This window comes from Trichocoleus sp. DQ-A2 (assembly GCF_039961915.1).
In the GTDB taxonomy this organism is placed as follows: Bacteria; Cyanobacteriota; Cyanobacteriia; order Cyanobacteriales; family FACHB-T130; genus FACHB-T130.
The window spans coordinates 218,587-238,805 of sequence record NZ_JAMPKD010000001.1; the positions used below are offsets into that span (position 1 = coordinate 218,587).

Sequence of the window (20,219 nt, forward strand, 5' to 3'; positions counted from 1 at the left end):
CTATGAATTCTTCAAGACTTTGCTTTATTGACAGTAAAGGAAGGGAACTTGAGAAAAATGAAGATGGAATCCAGCATATAAGGCAATACGATGAACGCTGGTGTGTTCGGGTACAGGGAGCAGATCAGGGCAGAGTCGTACTGGCTCGAAGTCAACCGTTTCCTCCGTTTCTTCTGGATAAGGTTGCTGGAAGCAGTAATAAGTGGGAATTACCCCGAAAAATGTCATTCGAGGAGAGGAAAAATGTTACGGGTGCTGGGTACATAACAGCCTTACTACTTGACCAGACAGATAGTGTTCTTTGTGAAGCGACACTTTTAGTATTTCCTAGCAACGTTACTGAGCAAGAATTAGACCAGATGATCAAAGAAATTGGTCAACTGGCACTTTCTACCGCAAGTTGTGTATATAGATCGATTGAAGGAGGTCAGGGTGAAGCTTGCAGAATAGAAGGTATTGGACTGCAATGGTATCCGGGCGAAGGTTTATTAACTACTGCAACTTCTTTATTGGAGTTAGCAGAAGTGGTTAAAAATAATTGGAATGTATTGAAAAAACGCCCTTTAAAAAGTTTCGTTACTCAAGTAGAGCCAGTTAGTATAAACAGGGCGAGCTTTTCTCCACAATCTCTGATTAAAGCTAAAGTGGAGCCAGCCAAGCAAAAAATACTTGGATTTGCTCGTGTTGAATCTACCCAATGCCCTGAAAATGAATTTATTTGTTATGTTCTAGATATTTATCTCAAAGAGTTAGCCAATGGGCTAGCTGATAGCCTTGAATCATTAGATATAGAAACTATTGATGATTCTCTAATTGTTCAATCAAATCCGAAGTCTAGAGGAGATAGAGAATTCAGGGAATTTAAAGAACAGTCTAAAAATAAAGCTCAATGCTTCAATAAGCAGAGGAAAGAAGGGAGGCAGCACATTCAAGACAAAATATCACAGCTTCGGGATTGTGCTACCTGGGCAACTCAAGTACGAGATTCGGCGTTCCTAAAAACAGTTAATACTCCCAGCGAACTACCCTCACCGTCTTTGCGTTTAAGCGGCTCATCTGCTTACGGTTCTATCTTTACTAAATTTTCTAACTGTAAAGGAAATGTTCTTCAGCCAATTCAGAAAGTTTTGTATTTATTTAAGTGCATTTATGAAGATCAAGTCCGTACCACTTGGGAAATATATGAGCTTTGGTGCTTCGTTAGGTTATATAGTGCATTTATTTTATATGCCAACATGAAGCCTCCTGGTAATGAGGCTTTTATTTTTGAAGTGTTAGAGAACACTCCCGAAGGTCTTAAACTTCCTACTAATAAGAGGTTTCAGCTTCAAGGGAATATTGATAATAGCCAGAGTTTCACAATTGATTTTTGGTATGATACTTCGTTTCGTGATAAAAAACCAGATATAAGAATGGAGATAGCTATAGGTGATGAAGAACCTAAGCAATATTGCTTTGATGCTAAATATAAAAACTATAAACACCAAGGTTATGAAACTTTCGTTGGAGATGTACTTGGAGTAGCAAGAGACAAATATCTTCATCTTCTTAATTCGGCGGCTAGCTTTATTTTACAAACAGATGAATCAATTGATTATTGGGGGGAAGTTCCTTTCAGTCAGACGCTTCAAAAAAAGCTCAATCTTGACATAGATCCTCTAGGAGAGATACGAGGTAAAGATGGACAAAACTATAAAAGTTATCCTTTAATTACTAAAAGCGAGCATCGCTCTGATTCTGATAAAGTTGGTTATAGTGGTCATAAGTATGGCGCAATTGCATTAAGACCAAAAAGAGATACAGAAAAGCAGATCAAAAAGATCATTCGGCTTTTACTGCAATATCACGCTTCCCTAAAAACAGTCTGCATTGCCTGTGGACATAAGCTTGAGTATGGAACTGAAGTTCGGACTAGCTGGCTACCTAAGAGAATAGAAGAAAAAAAACTTATTCAGTCTGTCTTAGCTGGCAACCCCAATGTGGGAAGAACTGCACTCTACTGTTCTTGTAAACAATGTGCTGATTTTTGGGTTGTATCTCACTGCCAAGGAAACCATCATCGCCTTCTTAAATTCAAAGATAGTTTTCACAAACAATCTAATCCCAATTCTGGTAAATGGCTATATGATTGTCCTGTCTGCGGTGGTAAGCTTTCAGTAGATTCAGAAGAATTACCGATTATGTGTAACGAAGAACCTATGGACATAGGGTTTTAAAATGCGATCACTTGTTCATTCCTTCCCAACTTTCTCAGTTAAGAAAAGATTGATATTATAAATTATCCCAAATTTTCAAAAAAGCTATTTCAAAATAAATGGCTTGCTACTTGATAGAGCAGAGCCAGGATGAACGGGATAACGAGCGGGAGAGTCACGATCAGTCCCCATTTGCCAAATTGAAGTTCTTGATTATCGATTTGAGTAGTGCGAGCAAGAGCTTCGGCTCCCCTTAGTATCGAGGTATAGGCATTGAATCGAATCCTATCAAGGTAATGTAGAGTATTGGAGACTTCACCATGACTCAAGCGATATCCAAGTTAATAAATTTTGATGAGTTTCTAGAATGGAAACCCGAAAACGGACGCTATGAATTACATAACGGAGTGATTGTTGAAATGCCAAATCCAACGGGTAAACATTCAGCGATCGCAGGTTTTCAGTCGCTCGAATTTGGTTTAGAAATCAGGCGATTACAACTTCCTTACTTTATTCCCAAGGAATGTACAATTAAATTTAGCGATAACTTTGGCTACGATCCAGATGTGGTTGTATTAGATAAGCAACTCGTAGAAGCCAATGAGCCTCGCTGGGAAAAAGAGTCAGTTATTACTAGGGGAGATTCTGTAAAATTAGTTGTTGAAGTTGTCAGCACAAATTGGCGCGATGATTATGCCCACAAAATGATTGACTATGAAGCCTTAGGCATTGGTGAATATTGGATTGTAGATTATTTGGGTTTAGGTGGTAGCCGTTATATTGGTTCACCTAAACAGCCTACTTTATCGATTTATCAGTTAGTAGATGGTGAGTATCAAATTAAGCTGTTTCGAGAGAATGAAAGGGTTGAGTCGGTGGTGTTTCCAGAACTCAATGTGACTGCAAAGCAATTTTTTAATGCTGGGTAAGTATTCAGGCAGTCAATCTTGATTATCCTAAAAAGCTTTTTATTCTAATTCAGATTTTGATCCAGTAGTCTTATTTTAATTGAGGTCGATCTTCCTTATCATTTAGTCAATAGTGCCCCTGCGTCTCGCCCTCAATGCGATTGTTAGCGATCGCTTATTCATTTCCACCCAACTTTTCCAGCTAACACAAGATTAATGTTAGGATTTAGCCCAAATTTTCAAAAAAGGTATTTCAGAATAAACGGTCTTGCTACTTGATAGAGCAGAGCCAGGATAAACGGGATAACGATCGGGAGAGCTACTATCAGTCCCCATTTGCCAAACCGAAGCTCTTGATTCTCGGATTTGAGGAGTGCAATCACAGCAGCGGCTCCCATTAATATCCAGATACAAGCAAAGACAATGAAGATAATATATGCTGAGTCTTGCATTTTTTTCCCTACTAGCGAAAGTAGTCTAGTTTTAGGTTAGCTTGACCTATTTGTGCAGTTAACTTCCTTTAGTTGGGTTATTCTGATTGACTAAGGTTGATTATCGTCATTTAGCCGACAGCGCCCCTGCGTCTCGCACTCAATGTGCTTCTGGCGCTTGCTAACAATCATGGCTAAATCGGGTCGTCCAGTCAGAGCGAGTCGCCAATCAGCCCAAATTTCATACAGCGTATCCGCAATAGAACCGATAATCGGCAATTTAGTCACCGCATAGATCCACCCCATCCCCAAGATTTCATAGACGCGGCGGAAGACTTCCACATTCTTGACGACTGTGCCATCAGGAAGCACGGCATGAATTCGCCCCATCGCCGTTTCAAAGTCAACACCGCCATGCGCTTCTGGGGTATAGCGATCGCCTGCGATGTCCACAAACGCCACCAAACCTCGACCCGCATCCCGTCTCCTCAAAAAATTGACTTCTCGCACGCACAAGGGACATTCACCGTCATACAGCAACTCTATTTGCCATGATGGTGAAGAAGATTGAGGTGGAGTAGAGGCTTCAAGCGATTCGGGGAACGGAGTCTTAGAAGAGGACATAGGTGGTTCTCAATTAACGGATTCCTCACATGAGGAGAACAAGCACACCTTAATATTGTAAAGAAACTTAAAGATATGAGCTTTCTTCTGGGATGTGCAGTTTGGGGTTATAAAGGCTGGATAGGCGACCTTTTTCCGGCTGGAAGCCGTTCCAAAGATTTTCTGCGCCTATACAGTCAGCGTTTCACGACCGTTGAAGGCAATACGACTTTCTATGCCGTACCTGACGCCGATACTGTAGCGCGTTGGGCACAAGAAACACCACCAGGGTTTAAATTTTGCCTGAAGTTGCCTCGGAATGTGACACACAATGGCTTGCTACAACCGTCGATTCCAGAGGCATTAAAGTTTTTAGAACAGATGCAAGGTTTAGGCGTTAATGCAGCGTCTCCTCAGGAGAGTCGCCTTGGCCCCATTTTTGCCCAATTACCGCCTAACTATCCCCCGGCATATTTGGATGACTTAACCGCTTTTTTGGAAGCATGGCCTCGCAATGAAGCGCCTTTAGCGCTAGAAGTTCGTCATTCCGACTGGTTCAAAGAACCCCACAGCAGCCATCTGACGGCGCTTTTGCAGCAGTTGGGTGTGGGACGGGTACTGCTGGATACTCGCCCTGTTTACACGGGATCGGCGAATTCTCAAGAGTGTCCAGAATCGCGAAAACCCAACGTGCCTGTGCAACCGATTGTCACGGCTTCCTTTAGCTTAATCCGGTTTATCAGCCATCCAGAGCAGTCGGTGAATCAGCCTTTTATGGAAGAGTGGGTGAGTTTGCTAGATGGGTGGTTGCGTCAGGGGACAAAGATTTACTTCTTTGTCCATTGTCCTCTAGAAGAGCGATCGCCCGGAAATGCCCGTCACTTTCAGCAGTTGCTGGAACAACATAACGCACCCGTTCCACCCCTTCCCTGGAATGGGATTGAGGTACCGCCTACCCAGCTAAGTCTGTTTTGAAAGAATTATATCTACCGATTCCTCGGTCTAACGATTGGAACTTGTTTAGGAGGAACAATGGTTACATCGGTCGAACGAACTCTAGAAGCAGTGAGCTTCTGGTAAAATAACCCTGCTGATTGCGGAGTCGGAAATGGGCCAACTTGGATGCCATCGACTCGATTATTCGTGTCTCTCCAGTAACAAGAGCGAACTTGGATACTTGGGTATTCTCTAGTTATCCGTTGCAGAACAGTTCGATTAGAATTTTTAACTCGAACTAACCATTTTCCTGCAAAAGAAGGACAGTTCGTTGCATTTGCTTGAGCGCTAGCAAAGCGGTGTTGGTCTAAGCACAATGTTTGGATGCCAGAAAACGAAAAACCCAGGATGATGGCTAGAGTGAATTTGGCGCGATTGTTCATAAAAGATGAATTTACCCTCTAGAAGTTAAAGAACGGCGGAATATATCTTTGGCAATCAAATACATACTGGAAACAGTTAGTAGAATTTGACCAAACTGTAAAATTGGATCGAGTCGCCATCCCTGAAAAAACAAAATCAATCCGCACAGTAAATAAACTGAAGCCAGAACACTATCTTGAATTAGATTTTCAACTCGAAAAGGTCTGCGAAGCAATAACCCTAAAGATATAAGTAATAGGCCAAACAGTATTAGTACAATCCCAAGAATGCTGGCTGAGTTGATACCGAAGTTAACCATACTGAATTTTTCAACAATAAATTTTCACGACTATTGTTCTTATAACTCACAAAATTTCCACCGTTCCCTGCTGACCATCAATTCGTACTCGCTGACCATCTTGTAATAACTGAGTGGCATTGTGGATGTCCATCACCGCTGGGATGCCATACTCGCGGGCAACAATCGCACCGTGAGAAAGACGCCCTCCCACTTCTGCAATTAACCCACCCACGCGAGACAGCAGCGCCGCCCAACCAGAATCCGTGTAAGGCACGACTAAAATAGTGTCGCGGTCAATATCTGGAATTGCTCTAAAGATATAAGTAATAGGCCAAACAGTATTAGTACAATCCCAAGAATGCTGGCTGAGTTGATACCGAAGTTAACCATACTGAATTTTTCAACAATAAATTTTCACGACTATTGTTCTTATAACTCACAAAATTTCCACCGTTCCCTGCTGACCATCAATTCGTACTCGCTGACCATCTTGTAATAACTGAGTGGCATTGTGGATGTCCATCACCGCTGGGATGCCATACTCGCGGGCAACAATCGCACCGTGAGAAAGACGCCCTCCCACTTCTGCAATTAACCCACCCACGCGAGACAGCAGCGCCGCCCAACCAGAATCCGTGTAAGGCACGACTAAAATAGTGTCGCGGTCAATATCTGGAATTGCTTGTAAACTGCGGAGAACTTTGACTTTCCCTTCTACTTGCCCTGGACTGGCACCAATGCCTTGCAATTGCTTTTGACTGATTTGCCGGTTGGCGGTGTTGAAATATGTAGAAGGTGGCGCATTACCGTAGACTAAAGGCGACGCACTCGCCATCTGACTATCTTGTTCCAGTTGAGATCGCCTTTGTTTCACCAACTGCGGTAATCGGTCGATTAATTGTTGGTCAGATTGTTGAATGATTTGCCTAATTTCATGAAATTCTAAGAAGAAAATATCTCCTGACTGAGATAGTAAACCTGAGTTCAACCAAAGCTTTTCTAACGCTACAAAATTCCAACGCACTTCTGCCAATAAACGACTATAGATATCTGTAACCTTACCCTTCAAATTGAGCCGTCGCTGCACGAAATCAACCTTCCATCCCGGCTTTTCTTTGAGTTCTCTTTGCCTATGTTCAGTTTCCCCAAAAAACTGCGTCAACAATTCCCGAACCGCATGAGGATCTTCCTTCCAAGTAGGTACTGCGATATCGGTTGCCACATCGCTCAAGTAGCCATAACGATCGAGCCATCGCTCGAACTGTTCTAGAATACTTTGCCCATCTGGCATTTCAGCCAGCAGGGTAAAGAAAGAGGATGAATTTTCAGGAGATGATAGCGAATGAGGAAGTAACTTCCGAGCATCTAGTGCGATATCTTCGAGCGATCGCAATGAAGCCACTTCCGGAGTTTGGCTGTTATCTAATTGTGAATCCTTGGCTTTCAACAGCGCTTGTCGCAACGCAAAACTCAACGGAGCGAGAATACTGTAATATGTCGCCCGTTTCAGCACTTCTAACAAAGTATCTATCCGTTCCAGCAGTACCGCAGGTTGACTGGTAGAGACAAGGGCGATCACGTCCGACTTTTGACTTGCAGAATCCAGTCCCGCGTCTAAATAAGCAGATCGCCGTTCCAAAATTGGGGTAAATAAACGCCGATCATCCCGTGCAAAATCCTTTTCTAAACTCAATTCGCGCCCCCATAATCGCAGTAACCCCGGCACGTTTCGCAGCGTAGAAGCCAGAGGGGGTTTTGAGAACTTAGCACCTCTGGTTAAAAACTCTAAACTTTCTGCCGGTAAACCCATACGACGGAAAGTTTGTCCCAACAAGGTTGCATTAAAGTAGGCGCGAGAGGCGTGCAACGTCGCCATTTCATTAAAATCTAACCCAGCGGCTTCTTTGCCTAAAACTAAAGTAAAAATCTCTCCCCAAACACCGCAAGTCAGAGGACGATTAATCGACCACGTCAGCGGACGAATTAACCCCGGAATCACCTCAGCGGCAATCTTGCGCGTCCAGATAGGTTGCAGAGTAGTAATTGTCCGCGATTGCAACAACCACAGGGTTTGCCCGTCGTAACTCCATTCAACATCTTGGGGAATGCCGTGATACTGACTTTCTAACTGCCGCGCTAAGTAAGCGACTTGCTGAATCAACGCCGGAGGGACATCGCCGCTACCTTCCACGGGTAAAGACGCGACATCCTGTGCCTGGAGATCGTCCACAAACACGCGATATTGCTCTGGCGTCACTTGCCCAGATACAATCCGCACCGCGTCTCCTGGTAATGCCTCAATCACGACTGCATTACCTTGCTGGGCAATCGGATCTCGGCTAAAAGCAACGCCAGAAAAGACGCCCCGGACTTGTGTTTGAATCAACACCGACATTGAAGCTTCTGGCAAATTGCGATCGCGCCGATAAGTCTTTGCTGCCGGGTTATCGTAAGAAGCAAGAACGCGAGTAATCGCCTCCTCCAACGCTTCTGCACTCGTAACATTCAAAATCGTCGCGTACTGTCCCGCCGCCGAAGACTGTTCCGAGTCTTCCCCCACAGCAGAAGAACGCACCGCGAGGGGTTGTTGTTCGGAAACTTGGAGAAACTCAATCATCACCCCTGGATCGTCTCCAGGCGTCAGCACCCAGCCCATCGGCACCGGATAACCCCAGCGTTTCAGATGAGATAACGTTGCGGCTTTTTGTCCAACCTTGCTGGCTTCTAGCGCTTGATCGAGAGAAACAATCGCTTTATCACCTCGGAAAAAACGAAACACAGCTTTATTCCCAGTTTGAGCTTGTTCGGATGGAAGGTTTAAATCATCGGGGATTTTCTGATAAATCCAGGCAATGATCCCACTAAGAGCGATCGCGGCGACAACTTGCGCTGTTGAGTGATTGGGCAATAGCGCCATGAATACGGGCAACAAAATTAAAACCAAAATGCGCCCCTGTTTCCTCTCCCGCACCAGTGTAAAACTAACTCCCCCAATTACAAATACTAAGACTGCCACCAGCGGAGCATGAACCGCAATCCCCCACACAACATTCGTTGTGCCAGCGCCCCGCCCCATCCAATAACGCCCCAGCACCAGCGCAATCAGCGCGATTAACTCCCATTCGGGGTTCGTCGGAAAGAAACTCCGCGCCAATAAAACGGCAGCAATCCCCTTAGAAGCTTCCGACAGCACCGCCAAAATACCCGCAAGGCGTCCCCCGTGGTAGAAAGCAGCAGAGACGGACACATTGCCCGTGCCAAGTCTTGCCAGTCGCCGCCCAGTCAGGGCGCGAACAATCCAAGCAATGAGAGGCAATCCGCCCAAGAGAGGACAGACAATAAAAATGAGGAGAGCGCCCCAAACTTGAGTCAGAGTCATGGCTGGGAGTAGCAGTACCAACACATGAATTGTAGTAATGTTTCTCAACGCAAAGAGCAACAGAAGTTCGCAAAGTTGTCGAAATGCCCATTTATGGCGTCTTTCCTTTGCGCTTACCTTTGCGTACCGTTGCGCTAAAAATCTAAATTTATGTCATCTTCCCGCATTGTCACCTACAGCCCCGCTTACACAGTTGTCCCCACCTACGAGTGTTTTAATCGCTGTAGTTACTGCAACTTTCGCACCGATCCCGGTAAAAGTCCTTGGCTTACCCTATCAGATGCCCAGAGAGTCTTGCGATCGCTTGCGTCTCAAAATGTCTGCGAAATCCTCATCCTTAGCGGCGAAGTGCATCCCCATTCCTCACGCCGTCAGGGATGGTTTCAGCACATTTATGACCTTTGCGAACTAGCGCTATCAATGGGATTTCTGCCTCACACTAATGCAGGGCCATTGAGCTTTGAGGAAATGCAAAAGCTGAAGGAGGTTAATGTTTCGATGGGGTTAATGTTAGAACAGCTAACACCACAGCTCTTGCAAACCGTTCACAAACACGCTCCGAGTAAAATCCCAGAATTACGTTTGCAACAGTTAGAGTGGGCAGGAGAATTGCGAATTCCCTTTACAACTGGATTGCTTTTGGGAATTGGAGAAACCGAGCAAGATTGGTGGGAAACCCTAGAAGCGATCGCGCTTCTCCATCAACGCTATAATCACATTCAAGAAGTCATCCTCCAACCCCACAGCCCCGGCACTCAACAAACCTTCGACGCCCCACCTTTTGACCCCCATCAGTTACCAGAAGTCATCGCCAAAGCCCGTCAAATTCTCCCCCCAGATATTACTATCCAAATCCCGCCCAATTTAGTTCCAGATTCGGGTTGGTTACTCGCCTGTGTAGAAGCCGGTGCCAGAGATTTAGGAGGGATTGGCCCAAAAGATGAAGTAAATCCGGATTATCCTCATCCTCAGTATCATCAATTAAAAGAAATTTTAGAACCTGCGGGTTGGGAATTAGCGCCGCGATTGCCCGTTTATCCTCAGTATGATGATTGGTTATCAGATAGGTTGCAAAGTGCCGTCAATCAATGGCGGAGTGCTACGTTATTAGAAGAGAGCATTAAATAGAAGTGATCGCGTCCTCACTCACCCTAAAGCGCGATCGCGCCCTCTATCAACGCAGGCATAACCTTTAAAATTTATCTTTATAATTATTTTACATAAAGAACGTTATAGAGTCGCAATCATAAAAAATATATACTTATATGCAGTATTTAGTGGGTTTAGTAGTTTTTTCAAGTATTGGTTACTTTTTGATTGTAGATACAACTAATTTATTTAGAGAAATAACAACAAGTAATAACCGTAATCAATTAATAGTAGATTTCGGTAGGCTTGTAATTTTGGGAGCAATGGCAGGAATTGGATATAAGGTTGCCTCAGAAACTTTTCAACGACCTAATGATTGGATAATATTTTTAGTCAAGGGGATAATCGGAGCTTTTTTAATACGTCTAGTTCGTGCAATTGCCTAGTTCTTTTGCTTTATCAGTAGATTACTTAACAAAATAATGGTTAAATTAGCAAATAAGTTGCTGGGCACAAATAAACTTGACGGGTGGGACTGTTCATGGTTTATAGGAGGATTAAAAATTACAGCGAACAATCAATGATGAACGATTTTCAGAAGTTACATTTAGTTTTACCCAGTTACTTAGAAAGCATATAAAGTGCCATCGAAAGTTTTGATTTTCTAAGTTAAACTGATGGCAACCGAGTCACTGGTGAAAGGTAGATAAGTGTAATGTGCGACGCAAAACGCTATGTGTCGCATCCCTACTCGCCGCAAAGCGCGATCGCTCCCATTCATCCCCTCGACGACTAACCGCATTTTTGTACAATAGATTCACTCATTCAGAAGCTAAGTTTCTAGAGTAAAAATACCTATGCGTAGATTAGGGCGCTACGAGCAAGCGATCGCGAGTATCGATCAAGCACTGGGAGTTGACTCCAGCGACCACAAAATCTGGTACAACCGAGGCGAAGCGCTAGCGAACTTAGGTCGCTATCAAGAAGCACTGGTCTGCTTCGAGCGAACTGTAGAACTTGCACCATCAGACCACGCTGCTTGGGTATTTCGAGGCGTTGTGCTAATTCACTTAAACCGCTACGAAGAAGCCCTCTCTAGCTGCGACAAGGCGCTAGAAATTGCACCAGAAGATAAAGAAGCTTGGACGTTCCGAGGTGCAGCATTGCATGGATTGGGACGGTATAAAGAAACTTACGCGAGCTACGACAAAGCTTTGGGAAACCCAAAGACACCACTATGGCGAAAACTTATTCAGAAATGGGTAATGGGTAATCGGTAATGGGTAATTGTCCATTCGTAATTGCCGCTTTCCAGAGTCCCTTTGCCCGCTCCTTTTCATCAGGGATGAAGTCAGTAAAATAGAGTTATCGAATTCAGGAGCCAGTTTACTGGCATAAAACCCCTATCGAGACTATCTACGGCAATCTTCAAGGTCTTAAGTCCAGCCATCTGAAGCAGCTACAGCGACTGTATCATCAACGGCTACCGGGCGATTGTCTGACTACGCCAGAATTTGCCCAGAGGCTGGCAGCAATCAGCACCGAAATTAACCAGCCAATGTGCGCTTACATCAATCGCCGGGGACAGGTGATTCGGGTAGGAGTGGGAACCCCCAGGCAAACGCAGATTCCCCCTCTAGAATTGCCTCGCTACGGTGCAGAACGACTTAGCGGCATTCGCTGCATCGCCACCCAGTTGAAACCAGAAGCACCCAATGAAGCTGCCTTAACTGCAATGGCAATGCAACGTCTGGATGCGCTAGTGGTGATATCCCTCACTGGGACAGGTTTTGAGCGTCGTGGCGGCGGAGCTACAGGTTATATTAAAGAAACTTATATTGCTCACCTAGTTCCTCACCCCGAAACTCCCTGGAGTTTGTCGCCGCCGATGAGCCTAGATGTGCTGGCGAACCAGGACTTTCTGGAACTGGTCGATGGACTAGAAGCCGAGTTCCAACGGGAATTTGTTGCCCAACAAGTAGACATCGACCACGACCGGGTGCTGCTGGTCGGGTTGATGACGGGTGACAGGACGCCCCAGCAGTTCCAAGACGGATTGCAAGAATTAGCGCGGTTAGTGGATACGGCTGGCGGACAAGTATTGGAGACAATGCAGCAGAAGCGCCCGCGTCCCCATCCTCAGACAGTCGTGGGTGAAGGAAAAGTACAAGAAATTGCCCTCACCGCCCAGACTCTCGGAGTGAACCTAATCGTCTTTGACCGCGACCTTTCACCCGCACAAGTCCGCAACCTGGAAGTGCAAACTGGCATCCGGGTGGTAGACCGCACTGAGGTGATTTTGGATATCTTTGCCCAACGCGCCCAATCCGGTGCTGGTAAGTTGCAGGTAGAACTGGCTCAGTTGGAATATATGCTGCCCCGCCTGACAGGTCGAGGTCAAGCGATGTCCCGACTAGGCGGCGGTATTGGCACTAGAGGGCCAGGGGAAACAAAATTGGAAACCGAACGCCGTGCGATCGCGCGCCGCATTGCCCGACTGCAACAGGAAGTGAACCAGCTGCAAGCACACCGTTCGCGGCTGCGACTTTCGCGCCAACATCAGGAAGTTCCTTCCCTCGCTTTAGTTGGCTATACGAATGCTGGGAAGTCAACCCTATTGAATGTACTGACAAATGCCGAAGTTTACACGGCTGACCAACTATTTGCGACTCTCGACCCCACCACGCGACGCTTAACGATTCCTGACGCTGTGACGGCTGAACCTCAGCAGATTGTGCTGACAGATACGGTGGGATTTATTCACGAGTTGCCGCCTTCTTTGGTAGATGCCTTTCGCGCCACTTTAGAAGAAGTGACGGAAGCTGACGCGCTGCTTCATGTCGTGGATTTATCTCATCCAGCGTGGCAAAGTCAGATTCGTTCTGTGATGACTATCTTGTCGGAAATGCCTATAACACCCGGCCCAGTGCTGGTTGTGTTTAATAAAATCGACGAAGTTGATGGCGATACGTTGGTTCTGGCACAGGAAGAATTTCCGCAAGCGGTGTTTATTTCAGCGAGTCAGCGCCTCGGCTTAGAAACCTTGCGCCAGCGCATGAGTCAACTGGTTCAGTATGCAGTTGCACAGGAGTAGATCACTTAAAAATAACTTCTCCGAAAAGTGAAAACTTACGTAATTCTCCGTTAGCTCTGTTTTCTAGCGGAGAATTACATATTTTCTTTTTGAAGTTTTGATAAAGCAAGCCCCTATATTCTTAAAGAGTCAGTAAAAACCACTACCGTACTCTAGACACTATCTACCGAAATCACTTACACATATATTTACACACCATAAAAATGTCTACGGCTAGTTAGATAAATCAGGCAAAAATACAGGAAGTCAATATAATGGCAAAAATCCTCTCAAAACTAAATATCGGATTACCTGTTTTATCTGCTGTTGGTAGCCGTTCTGTTTCGATTTTCGCTTCGGTTGTAGTTGCCGCAGGAATTGCCACCGCATCTTCTACCTTCTCCCCTGCTAGCGCCTTCACAATCACTACAAAGACGGGAGCCGATAGTACAGCGGGAAATCCAGCCGGTCAACAGCTATACGATGTTGGTATTACTAAAAATGATATTGGTAATTCCTTTTTAGTTGACTGGTTCCTTGCCAGCGGTACTAAAAACACGGATGGTAAAAGCACTCCAGTAGATTTAAGCGCTACAGGTATCTTTAAGGTGCTTGATTTTACTCAAAATTTGCTATCTTTGGAAGTCAAAATCACTAATACAACCTCTGCTAATTTCCAGGCAGCGATACTCAGTACTGGGTTTAGCGTAACTCCTGATGCAACTTCTGTGTCATTGATTAAACCAGGAAGCATTTTTGACAATGCTGAGGTTCAAAAGGCTGAGGTTCAAACTGTTAAGGCCAATAAATCTGGTAAGTCTGGTAAGCCGCCTGATAATTCTAGTAATCAGCAGTTTCCTGGGGGCTTTAAAGACATTGATGTTTGCATCTACGCAGCAAATGGTTGCAATGGTGGCGATGTTAAAGATGGTCTGCAATCAGGCGGTAAGTCTGATACGATTAAGGTCAACATTACCGGAAATTTCGGCGTAAATTACGCTGCTACTTTAGATTCTTTTCCCATCAAGTTTCAAACTCAGAATGGAAGTTACGAGCTAGCTGGCAAGCCCAAGCCTAAGCCACCAAAGCCTGTGCCTGAGCCTGGTACAGCAGTAGCTTTAGGATTGGTTGCTGCTGGTGCTGCTAGAGCGTTAAAGCGGAAAAATGTAGTGCAGCCATAATTCGCTTTTTGTTGAAGATTGAGGATTCCTTAATCTTCATATATACACTCGGAACCTCACCCCTAACCCCTCTCCGTTCACGGAGAGGGGAATATTGAACCCATTTGCGTGAACGGGGAGGAGCCGGGAAGGGATTAAACCGTGCTAGAGAATTGCTATAAATGGAAATTTAACTCCCACTCTTGCAAGCTATTTATCCCAGCGGCATAGGTAAGGTTGTATTGCAAAGGTGTTACCGTAATGTAGTTTTTCCGAATCGCCTGAACATCTGTTTCTATGTGACTCGGTAACAGAGGATTTTCTGGTTGTTCTACCTCTTCTATAGCCTCACCTGCTAACCAATAATAAGTTTTGCCACGAGGATCTACTCGCTTTTGAAAGATATCAAAATAGCGGCGAATTCCTTGGCGAGTGAGGGCAACACCAGCAATCTCTTCCCACTTCACAGGCGGTACATTGACATTGAGTAACATTGCCTCTGGTAGCGGCTGCTTCGATAACTGAGAAAGCAGAATTGTGGCAAACCGGGCAGCGGGTTGAAATTCTCTTAAAGTGTAACTGGTCAGGCTAAAAGCAATGCTGGGAATTCCTTCAATCACGCCTTCCATTGCTGCTGAAACTGTACCAGAGTAAAGAATGTCGGTACCGAGATTGGAGCCGTGGTTAATACCAGAAAGGACAAAATCCGGGGGAGCATCGAGCAAAGCACCCAGTGCCAGTTTCACGCAGTCGGAGGGGGTTCCCGAACAAGACCAAGCTTTAACTGTGGGATGAAAAATCGAGTCAACGACTTCGGCGCGAATGGGGTCGTGGAGGGTAAGACCGTGACCAGTGGCGGACCGTTCTCGGTCGGGACAAACTACGGTGACATCGTGACCGGCTTCTGCGAGAGCATTGGCGAGGGTGCGAATGCCCAGAGCGAAGATGCCATCATCGTTGCTGATTAGCAATTTCATCAATTCAATCAAGGGGTGCTATCGAGGAGTTCACTCTATTGTGGATGAATTTGCATCGCAGTCTGTAGCAGCTTGTGGCAGATGGATGAGTCAAAATCGCGCTAAACTCAAGCTTACTGCCACTAAAAATGACCCTCTCTAAAATGACCACGATGCTCAACGAGCTTGAGGCTCAATTAGCCGCGCTCAAACAGGAAGCAACTCAAGCGATCGCTGCCGCCGATACCCTGGAACGCCTAGAGGAACTCAGAGTTGGCTATCTGGGCAAGAAAGGGCAGCTCTCGAAGGTACTAGGGGGTTTAGGCAAATTAGACGCAAGCGATCGCCCCCGCATTGGTGCTTTAGCAAATGAAGTCAAAGAAGCGCTACAACAAGACTTGGATCGCAAGCGGACAAACTTACAGGAAGCACAAATCCAGGCAAAGCTAGAATCAGAAACCCTGGATGTCACGATGCCGGGAGTTTATCGTCCCCTCGGTCGCAAGCACCCCCTCAACAGCACGATCGACCGGGTTGTAGATATCTTCGTCGGACTCGGCTACACGGTCGCCAACGGCCCGGAAATGGAGACAGACTACTACAACTTCGAGGCGCTGAACACTCCCGCCGACCACCCCGCCCGCGATATGCAGGATACTTTCTACCTGCCGGATGGTAATCTGCTGCGGACTCATACTTCTTCGGTGCAGATTCGCTACATGGAAGAAAATGAGCCGCCGATTCGGATTGTTGCACCCGGACGCTGTTACCGTCGGGATACCGTCGATGCGACCCATTCGGCAGTCTTCCATCAGATCGAAATTTTGGCAGTAGATGAAGGACTGACTTTCACTGACCTCAAGGGCACGATTAAAGTGTTTTTGGAGGAGATGTTCGGCGCAGAGTTGCCAATTCGCTTCCGGACGAGTTATTTCCCCTTCACTGAGCCTTCTGCGGAAGTGGATGTGCAGTGGCAAGGGAGATGGCTAGAAGTGATGGGCTGCGGGATGGTCGATCCCAATGTTCTCAAGAAAGTAGGTTACGACCCAGAAGTTTATACTGGCTTTGCTGCTGGCTTTGGTGCTGAGCGCTTTGCGATGGTACTGCATCAAATTGATGATGTGCGCCGGATGTACAGCAGCGATTTGCGCTTTTTGCGGCAGTTTTAAGTAGAGGGAACCTCACTCTCAACCCTTCTCCGCAGGCGGAGAGGGGGCTATTTCCTTGGGTGATGGGGTGCTATTTTTTCGCCTCCCTAAAGAGCAGGTAGGGGTTGGAGGTGATGCTTCCGGTCATACCGCATCCTAAGGTTCAATACTCCCTCCCATCAATATTCTCCCCTCTCCGTGGAGGTCGAGGGGCTGGGGTGAGGTTCCGAGTGTATATATTTCACTAAGAGTGAGAACCCCCGGATAAGTTTTAGATATTTTCCCGACCTAGTATTTTCCCGGATGAAGGGATCTAACTGTGTTAAAAAGAATTAAGTCGCTGCACTTGTAAGAGCGATCGCTAATCAGCCAAGTATCGAAAGAAGTATTCTTTTAAATGCGGTTGAATCCAAACCTAGGGAAAAATTTGGCTTTAGTGCCGCTAGCGATCGCGAGTATCTTTTGTGGAGCTTGTACAGATCAGCTAACAGACAAGCAACTGGAAACATGGCGAACGGAAGCGATCGCTCTCAATGCCCAGAAGGTAAAAGCCAATACCCAAGAGTCACAGGAAACTGAATGGAATCTAGAGATTGGGGGGCAAATTGCTCAGAGGGAATCTGTGCAATTGAATTGGCAACAGCTACAAGCATTGGCAACCGAGCGTGTAAAAACCACAGATCCGAATTTTGTACTCAACCCAAAAGAGATTTTTGACTTTCACGGCATTCGTGTCTCTAGCCTCTTAAAACAGTTAGCGATCGCCTCCGATGTCAGGGATGTTACCTTTGTCTGCTTTGATGGCTACCAAGTGACAATTGCCGTCAAGGATTTGCTTGCCTACCCGATTACATTAGCGATCGCCAGAAATGGCAAACCAATTCCTCGCGCTCAAGGCGGCCCAATTTATTTAATATTTCCGTATAGACGATACCCAGAATTGAAACAGAAGTATAACGAATTATCTTGGGCATTTTACGTTAGCCACATGATAATTGGTACTGAACCCGTAAGATTACGTGTAGGAAAGCGCGAACTAGATTTAGCGACTCTTGACAAACTGCCCCAAGTCACAATTTCGGACAATGTTGGGTATAGAATGGGCTGGCCTACTGGCAAAGTCAAACTTCACGGAGTGCGCGTGCGCGATGTTTTAGCCTTCGCGGGTGTTCAGTTGCCCGTTAATGGCGAAATTGTGGTTCAAGGGAAGGCACCCATTTCCCGTGACCCCTCTAATCCAGTCCGCTTGGCAGCCGCCGACCTGCGCGACTGCGACATTTTGCTGGCAACTAGATGGGGCGATAACCAAGAATCTATCCCCGCAAAAATGGGTGGCCCATTGACACTCGCTTTTGGTTCTAAGTGTCAAGATAGGGAAGAGAAATCTTTCTCTTTGAGCAAACAGAGATGGGTGACATTCGTGGTTGAAATTTTGTCCAATTTTTGATAGAAATTAATACACAACTATCACAACCAAATTTCCAGAAGATATCAACTGTTTTTAAGGATTTTATATGAGCAAACCATTAGATGAAACTCTTTCAACAGAACTGTCTAAACGCATTAAAAGCAAAGCGAAAACTCCTTTTGATAATGCCTATAAAGCAGCCTTGTTAACTGAAGGGTGTATGTATGTTCAAGGTTTTTTAGTTTGGGATGACCAGCCATACAAACCAATTGAGCATGGTTGGCTGGAGCTGGATAATTGTATTGTCGATCCAACTCTGCCACATTTCAATAGAAATCCTCAAGAACTCTACTACTTTCCGGCACAACGTTTAACCATAAAAAAACTGATTGCAGCGGTAGAAGAAGCTCAGGAAGATTATCCAGAAGATGACGCACTACCTGTTTATGATGCTTTACCGCATGAGTATTACGGCAATGTGATGATGGGCGGGAAAAACTATTCGGAGGCATATAACGAGGCTCAAGCTAAGTGCAAAGAGTTGAATAAACCCAAAAAGAAGACTAACTTAGAGAGCGAACCTACTTGAGTCTAGAAAGAATAACTTATTAACAGTCATCAGACACCAAGAATATCAGTGTCTCAAACTGACCTACCAATTTTAAAACTTAAACCGGATGCTAGATGACGCTAGTGGGATGTAATAAAAATGAGAATCACGAGCGCTGAAGCACCATGAAAGTGTTTGCTTTCCACTCAATCCGCACCCAGATTATGACTGCGACAACGCTGTTGATAGTCACGCTAGTTGGCTCAATCGTTTGGGTTTGGGCAGAGACCGAGAGTAACCTCTACCGCCAGCAGCAGAAGAGTCAAGCAAAGTCCTTAGTCAAGCTATCAGCTTATGCCTTAGCGAACGAACTTTCTGAAGATAACTGGAGTCAAATCCGCGTGGATCTGGATTTGCTGATGAAAGAAAATCAGGATTTCCTATACATTCTCGTCTCTGATGTTCGGAAAAAAAATCAGATCCTCGCGTCGTCTCCTAGCGATTTCCAAAACCAGTACATTCCAGATATTGTGCCAGTAAAAGTGACGAATGCCGCCCTAGATTTATCGCAAAAGTCTTCTGCTGTAGAAACATTTGCTTTGCGGGATATCAAGTTTTTGGAGAGCATACGCGCGAAGCGTGGCGAACGAATTATAGAGGTAAGTTCGGATGTCCAAATGGTATCTGGTGAAAAAATCGGCACGTTGCGGATTGGGATGTCGCTACGACAAATTAACCGCGCTGTTGTCTATGCGGTAAATCAGGCGTTGCTGGTGGGTACGGTGGGACTTTTCGTTGGTTTAGTGTATGCGTATATTTTGGCAAAGCGGTTGAGCGATCCAGTGCAGCGTTTGCAGGTGAGTGCTGCCAGAATTGCTGCTGGGGATTTGCATCATCGTGCGGAAATTAACTTGTCTGATGAAATTGGTGCTTTAGCAAAGTCTTTTAACGAGATGTCAGTCGCATTGCAGACATCGTTTAGTAAGTTACAGAAAACTTTGAAATCGTTTGAACATTTCGTACCGGACAAATTTCTTGCAGTTATTGCACCAGAGGGAATTGAAAACATTCAAGTGGGTGTATCGGCAACGCGAACGATGACGATTTTGTTTTGCGATATCCGAGGTTACAGCTCAATGGCGGAACAAATGACGCCACAGCAAACATTTTCGTTTTTGAATGACTTTTTGGAATGTATGGGATTGCCGATTGAAGAGAGTGGTGGCTTTATTGACAAATATATTGGCGATGCAATCATGGCATTGTTCGATGATGAAGGAACTGATTCCGCTGTGCGTGCGGCAATTTTGATGCAACAGACGCTTTCCCGCTTCAATGAGGCGCGGATGCAAAAAGGTTTACCAGCGATCGCTATCGGGATCGGTATCCATCGCGGTGAGGTAGTGATGGGTACCGTGGGATTTACTTCCCGTATTGACTCTACAGTGGTTGGCGATGCAGTGAATTTAGCTTCTCGCCTTGAGGGTTTAACGAAGCAATATAACTGTAATATCTTGGTGACAGAATCAGTAGTGAATAGTTTGTACCATCGAGAATCATTCTCCTTAGGATTGGTAGATAAGTCAGTGAAAGTGAAGGGGAAAGATGAAGCGATCGCTATTTACGAAGTCAAGATATAAATGATTTAAATTAATCATT

Annotated in this window: 20 protein-coding genes; 12 read left to right on the forward strand and 8 right to left on the reverse strand. The window is 45.4% G+C overall.

Annotation, left to right across the window (positions count from 1 at the left end; all coding sequences use genetic code 11):
- Nucleotides 1–2 precede the first annotated feature (2 nt).
- Both NC997_RS00900 and NC997_RS00905 read left to right on the forward strand, forming a co-directional pair.
- The gene (locus tag NC997_RS00900; RefSeq protein ID WP_190528645.1) at nucleotides 3–2,216 is read left to right on the forward strand and encodes a nuclease domain-containing protein; all 2,214 of its coding nucleotides are present in this window, start codon (nucleotides 3–5) and stop codon (nucleotides 2,214–2,216) included.
- A gap of 299 nt (nucleotides 2,217–2,515) precedes the next feature.
- Nucleotides 2,516–3,124, forward strand: coding sequence for a Uma2 family endonuclease (locus NC997_RS00905; RefSeq protein WP_190528647.1), 609 nt, complete (start codon nucleotides 2,516–2,518; stop codon nucleotides 3,122–3,124).
- A 218-nt stretch (nucleotides 3,125–3,342) separates the two neighbouring features.
- Here NC997_RS00905 and NC997_RS00910 read toward each other — a convergent pair whose 3' ends face one another.
- Together NC997_RS00910 and NC997_RS00915 are read right to left on the reverse strand one after the other, a co-directional pair.
- Nucleotides 3,343–3,555, reverse strand: coding sequence for a hypothetical protein (locus NC997_RS00910; RefSeq protein ID WP_190528649.1), 213 nt, complete (start codon nucleotides 3,553–3,555; stop codon nucleotides 3,343–3,345).
- 90 nt (nucleotides 3,556–3,645) lie between these two features.
- Nucleotides 3,646–4,158, reverse strand: coding sequence for a DUF393 domain-containing protein (locus NC997_RS00915; RefSeq protein WP_190528651.1), 513 nt, complete (start codon nucleotides 4,156–4,158; stop codon nucleotides 3,646–3,648).
- 75 nt (nucleotides 4,159–4,233) lie between these two features.
- On the opposite strand from NC997_RS00915, the gene NC997_RS00920 reads away from it, so the two are divergent.
- Entirely contained in the window at nucleotides 4,234–5,112 is an 879-nt protein-coding gene (locus NC997_RS00920; protein WP_190528653.1) for a DUF72 domain-containing protein, read from the forward strand.
- An 11-nt stretch (nucleotides 5,113–5,123) separates the two neighbouring features.
- Here NC997_RS00920 and NC997_RS00925 read toward each other — a convergent pair whose 3' ends face one another.
- The 4 genes from NC997_RS00925 to NC997_RS00940 form a co-directional block, all read right to left on the reverse strand.
- Entirely contained in the window at nucleotides 5,124–5,516 is a 393-nt protein-coding gene (locus NC997_RS00925; protein WP_190528655.1) for a hypothetical protein, read from the reverse strand.
- A gap of 11 nt (nucleotides 5,517–5,527) precedes the next feature.
- A complete protein-coding gene (locus tag NC997_RS00930; protein ID WP_190528656.1) occupies nucleotides 5,528–5,815 on the reverse strand; it encodes a Ycf66 family protein in 288 nt (95 codons plus the stop codon).
- 46 nt (nucleotides 5,816–5,861) lie between these two features.
- Entirely contained in the window at nucleotides 5,862–6,125 is a 264-nt protein-coding gene (locus NC997_RS00935) for a PEP-utilizing enzyme (RefSeq protein ID WP_347276141.1), read from the reverse strand.
- Between the two features lie 108 nt (nucleotides 6,126–6,233).
- Nucleotides 6,234–9,176: a glycerol-3-phosphate acyltransferase gene (locus NC997_RS00940; protein WP_190528660.1), complete on the reverse strand. Its 2,943-nt coding sequence runs from the start codon at nucleotides 9,174–9,176 to the stop codon at nucleotides 6,234–6,236.
- A 150-nt stretch (nucleotides 9,177–9,326) separates the two neighbouring features.
- Here NC997_RS00940 and cofG point away from each other — a divergent pair, with 150 nt between their 5' ends.
- Nucleotides 9,327–10,304 carry a 7,8-didemethyl-8-hydroxy-5-deazariboflavin synthase subunit CofG gene (gene cofG / locus NC997_RS00945; protein WP_190528663.1) on the forward strand — a complete coding sequence of 326 codons (978 nt, stop codon included), beginning with the start codon at nucleotides 9,327–9,329 and terminating at the stop codon, nucleotides 10,302–10,304.
- Nucleotides 10,305–10,453: 149 nt separating this feature from the next.
- Nucleotides 10,454–10,711: a hypothetical protein gene (locus tag NC997_RS00950; RefSeq protein WP_190528665.1), complete on the forward strand. Its 258-nt coding sequence runs from the start codon at nucleotides 10,454–10,456 to the stop codon at nucleotides 10,709–10,711.
- A gap of 218 nt (nucleotides 10,712–10,929) precedes the next feature.
- On the opposite strand, the gene NC997_RS00955 is transcribed toward NC997_RS00950, so the two are convergent.
- Nucleotides 10,930–11,067, reverse strand: a complete 138-nt coding sequence (locus tag NC997_RS00955; protein WP_190528667.1) for a hypothetical protein — start codon at nucleotides 11,065–11,067, stop codon at nucleotides 10,930–10,932.
- A 55-nt stretch (nucleotides 11,068–11,122) separates the two neighbouring features.
- Between NC997_RS00955 and NC997_RS00960 the strand changes: the two genes are divergently transcribed.
- From NC997_RS00960 to NC997_RS00970, 3 genes are all read left to right on the forward strand, one after another.
- Nucleotides 11,123–11,545, forward strand: coding sequence for a tetratricopeptide repeat protein (locus NC997_RS00960; protein ID WP_190528668.1), 423 nt, complete (start codon nucleotides 11,123–11,125; stop codon nucleotides 11,543–11,545).
- A 125-nt stretch (nucleotides 11,546–11,670) separates the two neighbouring features.
- Nucleotides 11,671–13,359, forward strand: coding sequence for a GTPase HflX (gene hflX, locus NC997_RS00965; RefSeq protein WP_190528771.1), 1,689 nt, complete (start codon nucleotides 11,671–11,673; stop codon nucleotides 13,357–13,359).
- Between the two features lie 254 nt (nucleotides 13,360–13,613).
- Nucleotides 13,614–14,519, forward strand: coding sequence for a cistern family PEP-CTERM protein (locus NC997_RS00970; RefSeq protein WP_190528669.1), 906 nt, complete (start codon nucleotides 13,614–13,616; stop codon nucleotides 14,517–14,519).
- Between the two features lie 155 nt (nucleotides 14,520–14,674).
- On the opposite strand, the gene surE is transcribed toward NC997_RS00970, so the two are convergent.
- Nucleotides 14,675–15,475: a 5'/3'-nucleotidase SurE gene (surE, locus tag NC997_RS00975; protein WP_190528670.1), complete on the reverse strand. Its 801-nt coding sequence runs from the start codon at nucleotides 15,473–15,475 to the stop codon at nucleotides 14,675–14,677.
- Between the two features lie 152 nt (nucleotides 15,476–15,627).
- Here surE and pheS point away from each other — a divergent pair, with 152 nt between their 5' ends.
- From pheS to NC997_RS00995, 4 genes are all read left to right on the forward strand, one after another.
- A complete protein-coding gene (gene pheS, locus NC997_RS00980; RefSeq protein WP_190415893.1) occupies nucleotides 15,628–16,623 on the forward strand; it encodes a phenylalanine--tRNA ligase subunit alpha in 996 nt (331 codons plus the stop codon).
- Between the two features lie 376 nt (nucleotides 16,624–16,999).
- Nucleotides 17,000–18,049: a molybdopterin-dependent oxidoreductase gene (locus NC997_RS00985; RefSeq protein ID WP_190528671.1), complete on the forward strand. Its 1,050-nt coding sequence runs from the start codon at nucleotides 17,000–17,002 to the stop codon at nucleotides 18,047–18,049.
- A gap of 67 nt (nucleotides 18,050–18,116) precedes the next feature.
- Nucleotides 18,117–18,599, forward strand: coding sequence for a hypothetical protein (locus NC997_RS00990; protein WP_190528672.1), 483 nt, complete (start codon nucleotides 18,117–18,119; stop codon nucleotides 18,597–18,599).
- Between the two features lie 146 nt (nucleotides 18,600–18,745).
- Entirely contained in the window at nucleotides 18,746–20,200 is a 1,455-nt protein-coding gene (locus NC997_RS00995) for an adenylate/guanylate cyclase domain-containing protein (RefSeq protein ID WP_190528673.1), read from the forward strand.
- The last annotated feature ends 19 nt before the right edge of the window (nucleotides 20,201–20,219 follow it).